The following is a 14,880-nucleotide window of genomic DNA, read 5'->3' on the forward strand; positions in this document are numbered from 1 at the left end:
AACCGGAGTTCTTTTTTTGCCGAGAAAACGCATAATTTCAATTCCGGCGCTTAGTGAATGCCAGGCAGGTGAAAAATTCCGCAATTCATGACGGTTACAGAAACTCTGGGACGATACTGCCAGTCAATTTCCGCTTCACGCTGCTGGAAACGGACAGCTAGAGCAGCTTGCTGCTCCTTCTGATCCTCATGAGTCATACTGTCCAGCATAGGCTTGTAATAGTTGCGAATTCGCTCAAGCTCGTCCTGTCGACGTTGCTCTGCTTCGGATGCCCAGGAGAAGTCGGTGCTTTTGAGCTTCCGCTCCATCGTCAGCTCTAACTGAGACATCCCCTTGCGCAGAGATAAGCCGTTTTTCAGCAGATGAACATTGGAAGGAAGACGAGGAGTGAGCTTCCTATCCTTCACCTTTTCCAGAAATTGATCATCCATTACGCCCGTAGCCAAAGAAATTCCCCAGCCATATAGCTCCTCACGCTTCATATCGCATTCGTATCCAACCTTAAAATTAACCCCTAGCCATGCCGTATAGGGCTGGGAGGCGAATGGGTCCATTTTCCCCTTTGGAGGCTCCTCGAATAAAGTAACGCAGCGACCACCTTGCTTAACGGCATCGAATAGCTGATGCAGCCTTCTCGAACCGAAGTAAACATCCTCTTGAATGATTCTTCCCGACTCCGTCATTACATAAGAGATAGGGGATAGCGATGCCCTGCTGGCCATGGAAGGATTCTCGAACGACCACCGATAGGTCATCGTTTGTGGGTCAGCACCTGTCCGATCAACGAAGCTCCAATAATAAGGGCGATTCGTCAGAGCCCGGTCTGCATCTGGAGATAGCTTAACCGTAATGCTAGTCGGACTCTTCTCAATGAAGTGGCACCCGGTTGAATCCAAGTAAGCCGCTGTAAATTTCTGAACCTGTTTCGTATTCATGATGGATTCTCCTGTTGCACCTGATTTTTCGTAGCTAGTAATGTATCTCCAAGTCCATCAATCCGTTTGCGTAGTTCCTCACTATCCGTTGATTCCAGAACGATCTGGGCCAATCTACTCTCTAAGGATTCGACCTTCTCCAGCTGTTGAATAATCTCATCCAGCTCGCCGATAACTAGCTCAAACATGTTGATTTTCTCATGAAGCAGATGCACGATATGCTCTTCAATCGTTCCGAGGGTGCATAGATTAAAGATTTTCACATCCTCTGTCTGACCTAAACGATGAACTCGACCGATTCTTTGCTCCACCCTCATGGGGTTCCATGGAAGATCGAAATTGATAACATTGTGGCAAAATTGCAGATTGATTCCTTCACCGCCGGCTTCAGTTGCGACCATAATCTGTGCACGTCTGCGGAAGAGGTCCATCATCCAATCCTTTTTGCCTCTATTCATTCCCCCACGATAAGGGACAGCATACAGATCATGCTCTTTGAAAAATCGGATTAAGTAATCCTGCGTTGCGCGATATTCGGTGAAAATAATAACTTTATCGTCGATGCTGCGTATGAGCTCCATTGTTTTTTCTGCTTTCGTATTCGCTTTAATATTGCGAATGAGTTCTACTAGCTGCAATATTCGAGGCCGGAGTGGAGAGTCCTCAGCCATTTTTTTGTCTAAGTTAATGAGGGTAAGGAAGACGGCATCTCGGCTAGAGCAGACTTCACGCTGTAGCGTAACGAGAGACAGCATACTAGTCAGGTCCCCGCCTTCTGAGGACGCATTCTTGCGGACATACTCGTTAACCCCTTCGTATAGGGCCATTTCCTCAGAGGAAAGGCGAAGAGGAACATTCGTAACGATACGCTTCGTGAACTCAACGCCACCATCACTGCGGCGATTGCGGATCATAACTTGGCCAATGGCTTCGTGAAGCTGGGCTTCATTTTTAGGAACTCTGCGATCCGCGACAAAATTAGTTGCGAAATCGCCTTCGCCACCTAGCTGACCTGGCTTAAGCAAAGTAACCAAGTTATAAAGCTCTGACATGTCGTTCTGAACGGGGGTAGCGGTCAGCAGGAGACAGTATTTTTTGCGTAGCTCATTAATGAACTGATAGTTACCTGTCTTCTTATTCTTAAGCTTGTGAGCCTCATCTACAATCAGTAGGTCGAATTCGTTATCAAGCAGCATTGCGCGGTGCGGATCACGTTTGGCGGTGTCCATTGAAGCGACAACTATATCGTTGTTCCAGGTGTAGGCTTTTTTCTGTGCGACGGCTGGAATGTCAAATTTGCTATTAAGCTCTCGAACCCATTGCAGAACGAGAGAAGCGGGAACGAGGATGAGCACTTTTTTGACCAAGCCACGGATAAGATATTCCTTCAGAATAAGGCCAGCTTCAATTGTCTTTCCTAGACCAACCTCGTCAGCAAGAATGGCGCGTCCTCTCATCTCATGAAGAACTCTGCGAGCGGTATCTACTTGATGAGGCAACGGATCAAAATGCGGCAATAGGGTTAGGCATTGCAGGGCATGGAAATCAGAAACAAGAGAAGCTTCCTCTGCTTCATAAGAGAGCTGATATAAGGACCAGTCATCCCAAGGACCATTGCGCTCCACACGGCGTTCCAGCTCTTCGAATGCTCCACGATCTACATGCATCTCTACTAACGGATGGAGCTTGCGCGGGGCTGGGTCGGTTGAAAAGCTAGCTTTGAAGGGAACGAAGGCCGCTTCCTCGATTTCAGGTGCTAATGGCGGCTCAGATGTTAATGGAATAGCGGGTGCGGCCGCAGCTGCGCCAGATGGATCTCCCGCTGGAGATGAGAAAGGGGTTTGCAACTTTAGGTCCTCCTGGGCGTTAACTTGATCCCTCTGAATAGGAATGGATGAAGTTTCGCAGGGTAATGTAACGAATGGTAAGCGTCCATTCCATAGTATGAGCAATCGGAAGAGATTCGAAACCTGATCGAGGAAAGCAGGGGATTCTTATCGGGCTAGGTCAACCTTGAACATATATTTATAGACGATTCATAATGAAAGAACAAAGGCGGATAAACCATATATGGTATTGTTGATGGATTACATATACGATATGTTGTATAATTGACTTGTGGTATGAGATGCAACGAATGACTGGGAATGCCTTAATAATTAGAAGTTCGGGAGGGTGAACCGGATTTGAAGACAACACGGACGAGACCATTAGAGGGCTTGAGTGAGAAAATATTTCTGGACCGTTATGCTTGGAAAAACGCGGATACGAACGAAGCTAAAGTCGGTGATGTTGTCCTTGTTCTTACGAAGGATGATCCTAAATTTCCGACCAAGGATGTTGGAGAAATCGTTCAGCGTGATGGGAACAAAGTAACTGTAAAGCTCCGTAACGGTGAGTTAGTGCAATCTACAGTGGAGAAGCTGACTTTAACGATAGAGAAAACACCGAAGGAAATGTGGGCGCGGCTCGCTAGTGCAGTATCATCCGTGGAGCAATCAGATGTGAAGAAAAAGGAATGGGCTGATAAATTCCGTTGGCTATTAGACGATTGGAAGCTTGTACCGGGCGGGCGTATAGCTGCGGGCGCAGGAGCTAGCGAAGAGCTGACGTTATTTAATTGTTATGTTATCCCGTCTCCTCATGATAGCCGTGGCGGTATCATGCAGACATTAACTGAAATGACAGAAATAATGGCGCGTGGCGGTGGAGTAGGTATTAACCTGTCCTCCTTGCGTCCTCGACGTGCGATCGTCAAAGGTGTAAATGGTTCATCCAGTGGCGCGGTTTCTTGGGGCGGGTTGTTTAGCTATACGACAGGCTTGATTGAACAAGGAGGAAGTCGTCGCGGAGCATTAATGCTTATGATTAACGATTGGCATCCGGATGTTGAGGATTTCATCACGGTTAAACAGACGATGGGGCAGGTCACGAATGCTAATCTGTCTGTTTGCGTTAGTAATGCCTTCATGAAGGCGGTCAAAGAGGATGCAGATTGGGAGCTTGTTTTCCCAGATTCCAGTGATTCCGAGTACGATGCTTTGTGGGATGGCGACTTGGATAAGTGGAAAAAGCTCGGCAAAAACGTGATCCACTATCGTACGGTTCGTGCTCATGATGTTTGGCAAAGCATTATCGAGGGCGCTTGGAAGTCTGCTGAGCCTGGTGTTGTGTTCATGGAGTATTACAACCAAATGTCCAATAGCTGGTACTTCAACCCCATTATTTGTACAAATCCTTGCGGTGAGCAAGGACTGCCAGCATGGGGAGTATGTAATCTGTCTGCGATTAATTTGTCCAAGTTCTATGATGAGGAAACACATGATGTAGCATGGGATGAATTGTCTCGCGTTGTTCATTATTCTACACGTTTCTTAGATAACGTTATTGATACTACTCCCTATCATTTTCCGGAAAATGAGAAGAACCAGAAGAACGAGCGGCGGATAGGCTTAGGTACGATGGGGCTTGCTGAATTGATGATTCGTCTTGAAATACGTTACGGCAGCCCGGAAAGTATGACTTTCCTAGACAAGCTGTATGGCTTCCTAGCGCGAGAGGCCTATCTCGCATCGACTGAAATTGCGGCAGAGAAGGGATCATTCCCTGCGTTTGATTCAGAGCTGTTCTTGCAAAGTGGTTTTATGAAAAATATGGTCGAAGAGTTTCCCGAAGTAGGAGAAGCAATCTCTAATCGAGGCATGCGTAATGTTACCGTGATTACTCAAGCGCCTACTGGCTCTACGGGAACAATGGTAGGCACTTCTACGGGCATCGAGCCTTATTTCGCCTTTGAATATTTCCGTCAAAGCCGTTTGGGCTATGACAAGCAATATGTGCCGATTGCTCAGGAATGGCAAGACACTCATCCGGGTCAAGAGCTTCCAGAGTGGTTCGTCACGGCGATGGATTTATCTGCTAAGGATCACATTCGTGCGCAAGCGGCTATTCAGCGCTGGGTAGATAGCTCGATTTCCAAGACGGCCAATTGTCCTGCAGACTTCACGATTGAAGAGACAGCGGAGCTATATGAGATGGCGTTCGAGCTTGGCTGTAAGGGTGTAACGATTTATCGTGACGGTAGTCGCGATGTTCAGGTTCTTAGCACAGCTAAGGATGAGAAGAAGGCGGAGGCTGTTGCAGTAGCGGTTGATTTGAAAATAGAAGAAACTCCGGTGGAAACACAGACTGTCTCACTGAATGTCACTGTAGCTTCTGATCAGAAGCCGCTGTTTGACAAGTATAAGAGCCGCCCTAAAGTATTGCGTGGCGCAACTTACAAGTACAATACGCCATTCGGGATGGCTTATATAACGGTTAACGACATCGACGAATCGCCAGGAGAAATCTTCTTGAACGTCGGTAAAGCAGGCTCCGACGTTTTCGCCATGGCGGAAGCGCTCGGTCGGGTATGCTCGCTGTTCCTTCGCTATGGCGATCACGGCAACAAAATTAACCTTCTCATTAAGCATCTCAAGGGCATCGGCGGCTCCGGCGCAGTCGGCTTCGGCCCTAATCGAGTAGAATCCATCGCCGACGCAGTCGCTCAAGCGCTGGAAACTCACTCAGGAACATTAAATAACGAGCAAGCGGCAGCTCATGAAGCTCCGGTAGTGGAAACAAGCCATACTGCTCTCGCGGAGAAGCTCAATGATGTGTTCACATCTAAGGATTTCTGCCCATCCTGCGGCTCAGCATCCCTGCTGTATGTCGAGGGTTGTAAAACTTGCCAGAATTGCGGGTATAGCAAGTGTTTGTGAGGTGGGAGGGGTGAAAAAACCTAACGGGAGTGTGATATTCCATAATCGATTAGAAATGTTTCAGATCTGATTAGAATTTTTGTTTCGTAAATAGTTAGAAATTCACTTTTATGCATGCAAGTGAATAAACATAAAGAGACTAGGTTACCCTTTTGATTAAAATTAAATATACCAAAGACTGATGCAATCTGGTTATAGGAGTGTGACCTAATGATTCCATTTCTAAAACACCCTCAACCGTTTGATGATGAAAGTTTAAGTGGCTATTTATTTAGAATTGCAAGTTCAAACTTATGTTCACAAAAAATGAATTTACTCTGAGTTGAAACTTAAAGATCAAATTAAGGTAAGTAATTTTAATATAGACACAGTATCTTGGAGTGAATTCAAAAGTACAGTTGATAAGAAAATAGCTTCTCAATTTTTCAATTTCAGAATGTGGGATAAAAAAGCGATTATCAATGAGTTGCTTGAAAGTTATAACCAGTTAGAGGCAGATATTAAGGCAGAAATTCCTTTGAAACGTAAATGGATATTGACTGGAACTGAAGTCTAAATTGTACGTGTATGAGGATTTAAAGAAGAGACCCCCATCAGGAGGTCTCTTTCTTAGTTTCCGTACTGTTCAGGCCATATAACTTCACGATCTTTCAGAAACTGTCTTTTATACCTCCACGTTCTCATCCCAGCCTCTCAGAATCATCACCTGAGACGCTATTTAGATAAGATAATTAATAGGAGTTCATTATTGATTCAAGGTATTTGGGAATTTTTGTCGAATTAATAAGAATAATTAAACATATAGGTTCATGCAGCAATTGCTGTAGCTGTGTGGTTAATGGAACTAACGATTTTAACTATTAACAAAAGAAAGGACTATTAATAATGTATATATCGAAAATTGCATTAGAAAATTTCCGTAATTTTAAGAGCAAAGAGATAGAATTTAATGATGGTGTAAATGTCATTATCGGTCACAATAATGCAGGAAAAACAAATTTAATAAAAGCATTGGGTTTGGTACTTGATTCGCAAGGAACCAAAAGATTAGATATTGATGATTTCAATAAAAATATATCTTTGAGAGAACTAAAAGTGGAACCTCCTAAAATTAAAATTACTATTACAATCAAACAAAGCATTGATGAAGATCTAAATTCAGATGATTTGGCAACAGTTGGGGATTGGCTTGTTAGATTAGAGGAGCCGTATGAAGCAGCATTGACATACGAATTTTTTCTTCCCGAAAAAGAGAAAGAGAATTATTTAGCAACAATTATAACGACAACGGATGTAGAAATGGCATGGAAAATAATAAAACATGATTACATTAGACTTTATGTTTATAAGATATGGGGTGGAAATACTACTACTCAAACAGTTGCTGATAACGAATCATTGCAGAAATTCGACTTTCAATTTTTAAATGCGATTCGTGATGTTGAGAGAGATATGCTTAGTGGAAAAAACACATTGCTAAAAAGTGTTCTAGATTTTTTTATGGATTATGAAATAAAATCTGATGTTGATATGTTGGAAGATGATAAGAAGGCGGAAATTAAGAAGAGAAAGCAAGATTTTAATGGTAATACAGTTCAATTACTTATGGAACTTCAGAATAGAATGAAGGAAGGAAAAAATAAAATACTAGCATATGCAAGTGACACTGGAGCTTCCTTTAACAAGGCTACACCTAACTTTGAAGGAAATATATCTGATGTCGAGATGTTCTCTGCTTTTAAATTAATTCTAGAGTATGAATCCGGGATTAAGATACCAGCAACACATAACGGCCTGGGATATAACAACTTAATATTTATGTCATTACTCTTAGCGAAAATGCAAGTAAATGCAGATGGCAAGTATTTAGGCAGTAATGCTAAAGTATTTCCTATCTTAGCTATCGAAGAACCAGAAGCGCACTTGCACCCTTCAATGCAACATCAATTTTTGAAATTTTTAAAAAAGAATAAGACGCAAAAGAAGGTAAGACAAATTTTTGTGACTACTCATTCAACACATATTTCATCTTCAGTATCATTGGATGAGATGATTTGCTTGCACAATGAAGCAGGAGAAACAACAGTAGGCTATCCCGGAAAAGTATTTCCTTCAGACGGAAAAAGTAAAAAGTATGTTCAACGATTTTTAGATGCAACTAAATCAGATATGCTTTTTGCACAAAAAGTAATTTTAGTGGAGGGTCTTGCAGAACAATTACTTCTTTCAATATTCGCAAAATATGAAGGTGTCTCATTAGAAGAAAATCACATCGCAGTAATAAATGTTGGTGGTAGATTTTTCGATCATTTTTTACATTTATTTGACAATGCAAATCCAAATACACTAAATAAGAAAATCGTCTGTCTGACGGATAGAGATCCAGAGAGAAAACTAACTGCCGGGGGCAGTTTCAAAAAATGTTATCCGTTTGAATATAATCAAGACAAAATTAAATATAAATATCAAAATAATTCAATATCTAATAAGTATCCTATCACGAATACAGCTTCAAATATTGTCGTGTTTAGTCAAGATGTGAATTATGGTAAGACTTTTGAGTATGATTTGATTTTGTATAATCCTACTCTTGATGTATTGGTAACAGAATCCATGAGTAATCAAGTGGAAATTAAAGAACTGATGTCATACTTTAATAATAAAAATCAGATTAGTGAATATATTGAAAAACTAAGAGACAGCGAGGAAAATACAAGAATTGGTAATAGCATAACTGAAAACACTTCATTTTCAAAAGATCAGAAGTATAGGGCGATAATAGCATCTCGATATCTAAATTCAGTCGGAAAAGGGGAGAATGCATTGGAATTAGCCTATGTTCTTGAAGAAAATCTAAATCAAGTTGGGACATCAGAGTACAAAGAGTTCATTGTCCCTAATTACATCAAAGAAGCCATCACGTGGATATGCCAATGAATTCTATAAATTCAGACACGCTGATTTCTACTGAACAACATTTTCGTGTATCAGCTGGACCAGGCGCTGGTAAAACACACTGGTTAATAGAACATATCAAAAATGTGCTCCATCATTCAACTAGATTAGGAAAGACAAGGAAAGTTGTTTGTATTACATATACAAATATTGCAGTTGAAACAATTTTAGACCGATTAGGAACAACAGCAGCCCAAGTTGAAGTAGCAACAATTCATAGCTTTTTATATAAGCATATTGTAAAACCCTATGCCTCATTTCTTGTCGCTGATTATAACTTGAATCTAGCTGCTATGGATGGTCATGACGAAACTATTTTATCAAATTATTCTTTTTTGAAAGAATGGAAAGATAGGACTAAGCAACAACGGATTACGGATGACAAATTAATAGTTGATGCCTTTAAAGCTGCAAAGTGGAAATTTGATTCATCAGATAACTTAATTATAAAGACTGACTATCCACGTAAAGTTGGAGTATATTCCATTAAGAATGACTCGTACTTTGAATACAAGAGAATGACTTGGGAAAAAGGAATAATTCATCATGATGATGTGCTCTTTTTTAGTTATCAACTAGTAAAGATGCATCCGTTTATATTAAAAGTATTGCAATCCAAGTTTCCATACTTTTTTGTGGATGAATTTCAAGACACAAATCCAATACAAGTCGCAATATTGGAATTAATAGGAGTGAGAGAAACAATAGTCGGGATTATTGGAGATAGAGCACAATCTATATATGGCTTTCAAGGTGCTGAACCTTCACAGTTTCATTCATTTACATTGGATGAAATAGTTGACTATGTAATGGAAGATAATAGACGAAGCACAAATCAGATTATTGACATATTAAATACTGTACGTTTAGACATAAAGCAGAATAAATACAAGAATGAGGAGGGCGATAAACCTACAATTATCGTTGGTGAAATGCTTGCTTCGCTTAAAAAAGCTAAAGAGATGAGTAATAACGAACCTGTAAATTCGTTATCGAGGATAAATATTACTTCAAATGTTATGAAGAAAGAAATTAGTGGTACCATATTTAACGATAAATTAATTGAAGAATTAACTGCTAAGGATACACCTACTAGTAGTAATAAGTATAGAAGTAAAGTAGTTGCAGCTTGTCTAAAGGCCACTGAATTTGCTCGTGAAGGCAAATATAAGTATGCAATAAAAGAATTAGAGCAAATAAGTAAAGATGAACACGACAAACATAAACGGAGAAAAGTGGCTTTAAGTCACATTTGTTTACTCTTGTCAAAATACAATGAATTCAAAGACCAATCATTGTTTGATTTTTATTCAGTCGTAAAAAGTAATATTAAAGCTGATATATCTAAATTAGCAAATGGCGCAGCTAAAACTTTTTATGAAGGTCATAGTTATCAAGAACTAGCATTGTGTGTAAAGATTGATGAGGATATTAGTAGACACAAAACTATTCATAAATCAAAAGGTGATGAATTTAATAATGTATTAGTTGTTTTAAGAGACGAAAGTGACATTGAATTTTTATTATCCCCCAATTTGAATGATAAAGAAGAGCAAAGAATAAACTATGTAGCGATAAGCCGGGCCATTAAACGATTATATATAAATATACCTACATTGTCTGAAGATAACATGACAAAATTGAAGTTAATGTTCGGAATTGTAACGGTTTAATACTGTAAGCCAGAAATATACATAAGATTCGATTCTAATATAAAAACCGTTGTTAGACGGATAATATTCGTAAATGCAGTTGTGTAAATTAAGTCAATCTAAATGTCCATCTTACAAATCACTTGAATTCTGAATAGAGATGGTATTTAATGCGACAGCATGCTTATTTTTCATTCTATACTGCGATGCTTTATTTGATTGGGTCGGAGAAGTCGGTCGAAGAGTAACCAGAATTCGTACCCAAAAAAGCACATCTCACCTTGAAATGACGATTCAAAGGCTAGTAGGAAAAGAATGCAAAAATGTAAACGAAATATTGTCTATATTTTATGAATGGCATCGAATTTATCATGTAGAGAGGATGTTATCAAAGAAATCTTAGAGTTAAGTTAACTAATGAATGTTTGGATGAGGAGTGATATTGTGATTACTGTTAATTGGGACAAGTTTAATATTAAAAATGCAGACAAAGAAGATGCATTTGAAAGAATGTGTAGACATCTGTTCATGCGAAAATTTCAAATCAGCGGATATGATTTTGCAGCAAATTATAACCAAGCAGGATTAGAAACCGAGCCAATCAACTCGGGGGATAAATTTTATGGGTTTCAATGCAAATATTCTACAAGTCACAACTCCACTTCATTTTATAATCAGGTTTATAAATCTTTAATAATAGCATTTAATCTATATAATGGAAGGTTGAATGAGATATATATTTACTCCAATCTTGATATTCAACCAGAATGTACAGATGAAGAGTTGGCTAATAGTAGCTCAAACACATCCCGAGTTAAAATTCAAAGAAAATCGAAAGAGCTCAATATAACATTACGCTGGATAAAGGAAGAAAACTTTTCCGAAATTCTAAATGAAGTTGGAAATCTTGATATATACCGACTTTATTTCTCTGCCCAAAACGAAATTGCGTTTATTGACTCATCCATATCAGTAGAAGAAAGGACATTCTTAAAATCGAACTCTTTCTTAGAGTTACCCATTAATGGAGATGAACAAAGTAAATCACAAAAAGAGATTCTCAACAATAAATTGAGCATTCTCCTTGGCTATGCAGGAACAGGAAAAACCGAAATTATGAAGAAAATGTATTTGGATTGTTCAGAGAAATTCTTAGAAAATTATTCAAAATCAGCAAATCTTACAGGCGTAGCATTACCTGTATTCATAAGGATAAGAGAGTGTGTAGTGGGCGACTTGGAATCCCTCATAAGACACAGACAGCAAGATTATAATATTGCCTTTGGAGATAATGGTCAGAAATTCATTTATTTTTTCGACGGACTAGATGAAGTGAATATTAATGATTTTGATAAAATTGTATCCTCAATAAAAAATATAAAAAATCGTGCTACCACAACTTCTATTATTGTTTCATCAAGACTCAACTCTCCTAACTTAACATACTTATATAGAGAAATGCGTCCTGAAAAATACAAAATTAATGCCTTAGATCAAAGAACTATAGATCAATACTTTACTCTAAAGGGTGTGGAAACCAAAAAAGAAAAATATGAAACGATTAAAAGTTATATACAAAAGTTGTTAATGGAAATAGAAGATATATTCTCTGTTAAATTGCTTTGGAATACAATTGAAATAGTAGATGAATCAACAACTAAAATTGACTTAATCTCCCAGACTTCTGATCAATTAATTCACAATTATAGCAAATTATCAACCTTAAACCTACCAGAAGTCAAAACTATGTGCATTGAAGAGATACTCCAGAATGTTTCGTTATCTTTACAAAAACATCGAAGCTTAAACATCTCAATCGATGATTTACAGAATATCATTAATTCCACTTATATGAGCTTAACATATATAGAAACAGATTTAATTATTACGGCATTGTCTGAAATGTTCTTTGATGTAGCAGATATTGAAAGTAGTCAGAACATATATACATACAAGCACAGACGATATCATGAATATTTTTTGTATAAGAAGTTAAAGGGAATTTTCTACAACGATCCTTTTATTTTTAGGGAATTAGGACTCTTGCCTGATAAAGATTTTATTCTTAACATCTTTTTGCTTCAGGAGTTGAAAGAAAGTATTCAAAATAGAGATATTTTAAAAAATCTCGCTCTACGTTTTTTTGAAGGCGTACTTGGGAGAAGATTATTGGTATGGATATAAAAATCAATTTATCGGCAAGCGAATTGACTATGGAGTTGGAAGCGAATCATATTTACAGTCTGAAAATTTATTAGATTTTCTTACCACAAAAAATGAATACGATTTAACATACCTATTAAACAATGAAGGAGTTTCAATTAAGGCATTTCTTACTCAAGATAATTACTGGGAATTCGTAAAAAAGTATTTTATAAATCAGAATAAAGATATTCGCCCTTTTTTAAATACTCAGTATAATTTAAGTGATGTATTTATACAAAAGGCAACTGAAAAAAATCCTTGTGCGTACTTGTATTGTATTTGTGCAATGGACGGCGCTTCATTCAATAAAATTTTCACAAAAAAAATTGCGCCCATGAAATTACAAAATATTGACTCAGAACTTGATTATATATATCCATATACACGCAATAATACAGCCATAATTTCCGGTTTTTTTGAAATAGGGCTTGAACTATTTGTGAATCAGCTTATAGATATTATTCCTAAAATGGGAGTAGAACATATAGAAGTGTTATGTTTTACACTACTGAAAACAGTAAATTTATACTTATTCATTGGTGAAAGTGAAGAATTAATAAAACTTCGAGAAACTCTGAAGAATACCTTACAACAAAGTAAGAAAGAACCCTATAAACTCAATACAATTATACTGCGTAATTTATTCATCGGTAGTAACTTTAGAAATGATGTTTTGGAAGATAGATTTAACAAAATGAATAAAAATCATTACGGAACATGGGGACACAATATTGAGGCTAATAGTTATATTGCAATATTGTTAGGAAAGGAAGGGGGACTATGTTCTAGTGAATATACGCTTGGTGTTGAGATTAGAAAAATTATTATTGATTATAGTACGAACAAATCTAGTGTTTTAGATTTAATTTTTAATTGTATTAAAAAATATAATTTTATATATGATAATTGGTTCTCTTACAATAATTCAAAATTAATAGGAGAGATAATTGCAAAGTTCGATTTTGATGAAACTCAAATAAAAATGTTTATTAGAAAACTATTAAATTATAGTAGTGTAATTTCTTTAACCACTGTTTTATACACGGTGTGCTTGAAAAATAGAAATCTATTTAGAAGAATAACAAATATCAAAATGTTAATGGATAGTGTTAATCAAGTATCAAAACAGTTATCTTACTATGATGAGCATACTGATAATAACTATATACTAGCAACTATGGTTTCTTGTTTTGATATCGCTGCAAGCGATAAATTTCTGTTGATAGCCCTGAATAATAGTATCTATAGGCCAGCTTTTAGAAAAGACGATTTGGTCTCTTATATATTGCCACGATGTATTTATTTGGCATATCAAAACGATTGGTTCGATGAAAGTGAAATAGCGATACTGATAAGTGACACATATGCAATGTTGAATATTATGAAAGACACAACAGATCAAGGCGGGAGATGGGAATATTTTAAATTCATTTTAGAACTATGTATCCCTGATTCACCTCTACTTGAGCATATTTATGATGTGGAATCAAGAAATGTATTCAGCGATACTGCAACTGATCCAGTTACTACCGTCGTTAGTGATGTGTCTATTACAGAACTCGATAAGTACTACAATTGCAAAGTGGAAGGGATAGATTATACAAAAAGTGATTTGTGGAGAACACTTATATCAGTTGAGACAGCTGTGAATAATGAGTTGCCGCATCTGTTTGAAACATTGAAGAAATCCCGCTTTCCTGAACATCACTATAGTAACCTTAATAAACATTTTCACATAATTACATCTATACTTTTAGATGACGATAATACTAAAGATCAAGCAGTTAATTTTATTATAGAGCAAGGTGGAAGAAACGGTATAATGAACATGATTGCTTCTTTTTCTCTACTTGGAAAAGATGAACTAGCTCGAAAGTATATTCGTCAATTGTTTGCACTAACCAAAGCATTAGTTTATCCGAGTAAAGAATATTATTTGGTTAATCAATATCAAGAAAATGAAATGTTAAAATCAATTAATTTAGTTTACACAAGTATAAAGAATGATTGGATAATGCATGAAGAAAAACATGAGATGATTTATTTGAGGAATTCAAATATCAAAATTATATGGAATGATACAGATAGGAACTATCCCTTTGATGAAGATTGGGCAACTAATCACCCGGATTCCAGAGCCTATAAAGTTGACCACTCTATTATATTAAATGGGTTATTAATAGAAAAGTTCTCTTTAATTTATGTCGATGGATTTCGTGCGCTAATGCCAATGCCTAAAATGGGAACAAACATAATTCCACGCAAAGAATATTTAATAAGCCTATTATTTAACGAACAGAAAAATTTACATGAATACATTAGAAGATGTAGATTAATTGTTGAGTAATTAATATAAATCACAGAGGATATTGG

8 protein-coding genes are annotated in these 14,880 nt (G+C 37.4%); 6 read left to right on the plus strand and 2 right to left on the minus strand.

Features of this window, described 5'->3' with window-relative positions; genetic code table 11:
• Positions 1–50: 50 nt before the first annotated feature.
• Entirely contained in the window at positions 51–935 is an 885-nt protein-coding gene (locus KCTCHS21_RS11420) for a YqhG family protein (RefSeq protein ID WP_130607812.1), read from the minus strand.
• A complete protein-coding gene (locus KCTCHS21_RS11425) occupies positions 932–2,602 on the minus strand; it encodes a DEAD/DEAH box helicase (RefSeq protein ID WP_130616461.1) in 1,671 nt (556 codons plus the stop codon). The genes KCTCHS21_RS11420 and KCTCHS21_RS11425 overlap by 4 nt, the downstream gene beginning before the upstream one ends.
• A gap of 519 nt (positions 2,603–3,121) precedes the next feature.
• Between KCTCHS21_RS11425 and KCTCHS21_RS11430 the strand changes: the two genes are divergently transcribed.
• From KCTCHS21_RS11430 to KCTCHS21_RS11455, 6 genes are all read left to right on the plus strand, one after another.
• Positions 3,122–5,695 carry an adenosylcobalamin-dependent ribonucleoside-diphosphate reductase gene (locus KCTCHS21_RS11430; protein ID WP_130607814.1) on the plus strand — a complete coding sequence of 858 codons (2,574 nt, stop codon included), beginning with the start codon at positions 3,122–3,124 and terminating at the stop codon, positions 5,693–5,695.
• A gap of 322 nt (positions 5,696–6,017) precedes the next feature.
• Positions 6,018–6,251, plus strand: coding sequence for a hypothetical protein (locus KCTCHS21_RS11435; protein ID WP_197726521.1), 234 nt, complete (start codon positions 6,018–6,020; stop codon positions 6,249–6,251).
• A 329-nt stretch (positions 6,252–6,580) separates the two neighbouring features.
• A complete protein-coding gene (locus KCTCHS21_RS11440; RefSeq protein WP_130607816.1) occupies positions 6,581–8,632 on the plus strand; it encodes an ATP-dependent nuclease in 2,052 nt (683 codons plus the stop codon).
• Positions 8,623–10,323, plus strand: a complete 1,701-nt coding sequence (locus tag KCTCHS21_RS11445; protein ID WP_197726539.1) for a UvrD-helicase domain-containing protein — start codon at positions 8,623–8,625, stop codon at positions 10,321–10,323. The genes KCTCHS21_RS11440 and KCTCHS21_RS11445 overlap by 10 nt, the downstream gene beginning before the upstream one ends.
• Before the next feature lie 396 nt (positions 10,324–10,719).
• Positions 10,720–12,486, plus strand: coding sequence for an NACHT domain-containing protein (locus KCTCHS21_RS11450; protein ID WP_130607818.1), 1,767 nt, complete (start codon positions 10,720–10,722; stop codon positions 12,484–12,486).
• Complete coding sequence (locus tag KCTCHS21_RS11455) at positions 12,458–14,854, plus strand: hypothetical protein (protein WP_130607820.1); 2,397 nt, start codon at positions 12,458–12,460, stop codon at positions 14,852–14,854. Before KCTCHS21_RS11450 ends, KCTCHS21_RS11455 begins: the two co-directional genes overlap by 29 nt.
• Positions 14,855–14,880 lie beyond the last annotated feature (26 nt).

The organism is Cohnella abietis (genome assembly GCF_004295585.1).
Lineage (GTDB): Bacteria > Bacillota > Bacilli > Paenibacillales > Paenibacillaceae > Cohnella > Cohnella abietis.

Coding starts and splice junctions, on each gene's coding strand:
- KCTCHS21_RS11440 (WP_130607816.1), top strand. CDS start 6,581: ATGTATATATCGAAAATTGCATTAGAAAATTTCCGTAATTTTAAGAGC.
- KCTCHS21_RS11420 (WP_130607812.1), bottom strand. CDS start 935: ATGAATACGAAACAGGTTCAGAAATTTACAGCGGCTTACTTGGATTCA.
- KCTCHS21_RS11445 (WP_197726539.1), top strand. CDS start 8,623: ATGCCAATGAATTCTATAAATTCAGACACGCTGATTTCTACTGAACAA.
- KCTCHS21_RS11425 (WP_130616461.1), bottom strand. CDS start 2,602: ATGCATGTAGATCGTGGAGCATTCGAAGAGCTGGAACGCCGTGTGGAG.
- KCTCHS21_RS11450 (WP_130607818.1), top strand. CDS start 10,720: ATGAATGTTTGGATGAGGAGTGATATTGTGATTACTGTTAATTGGGAC.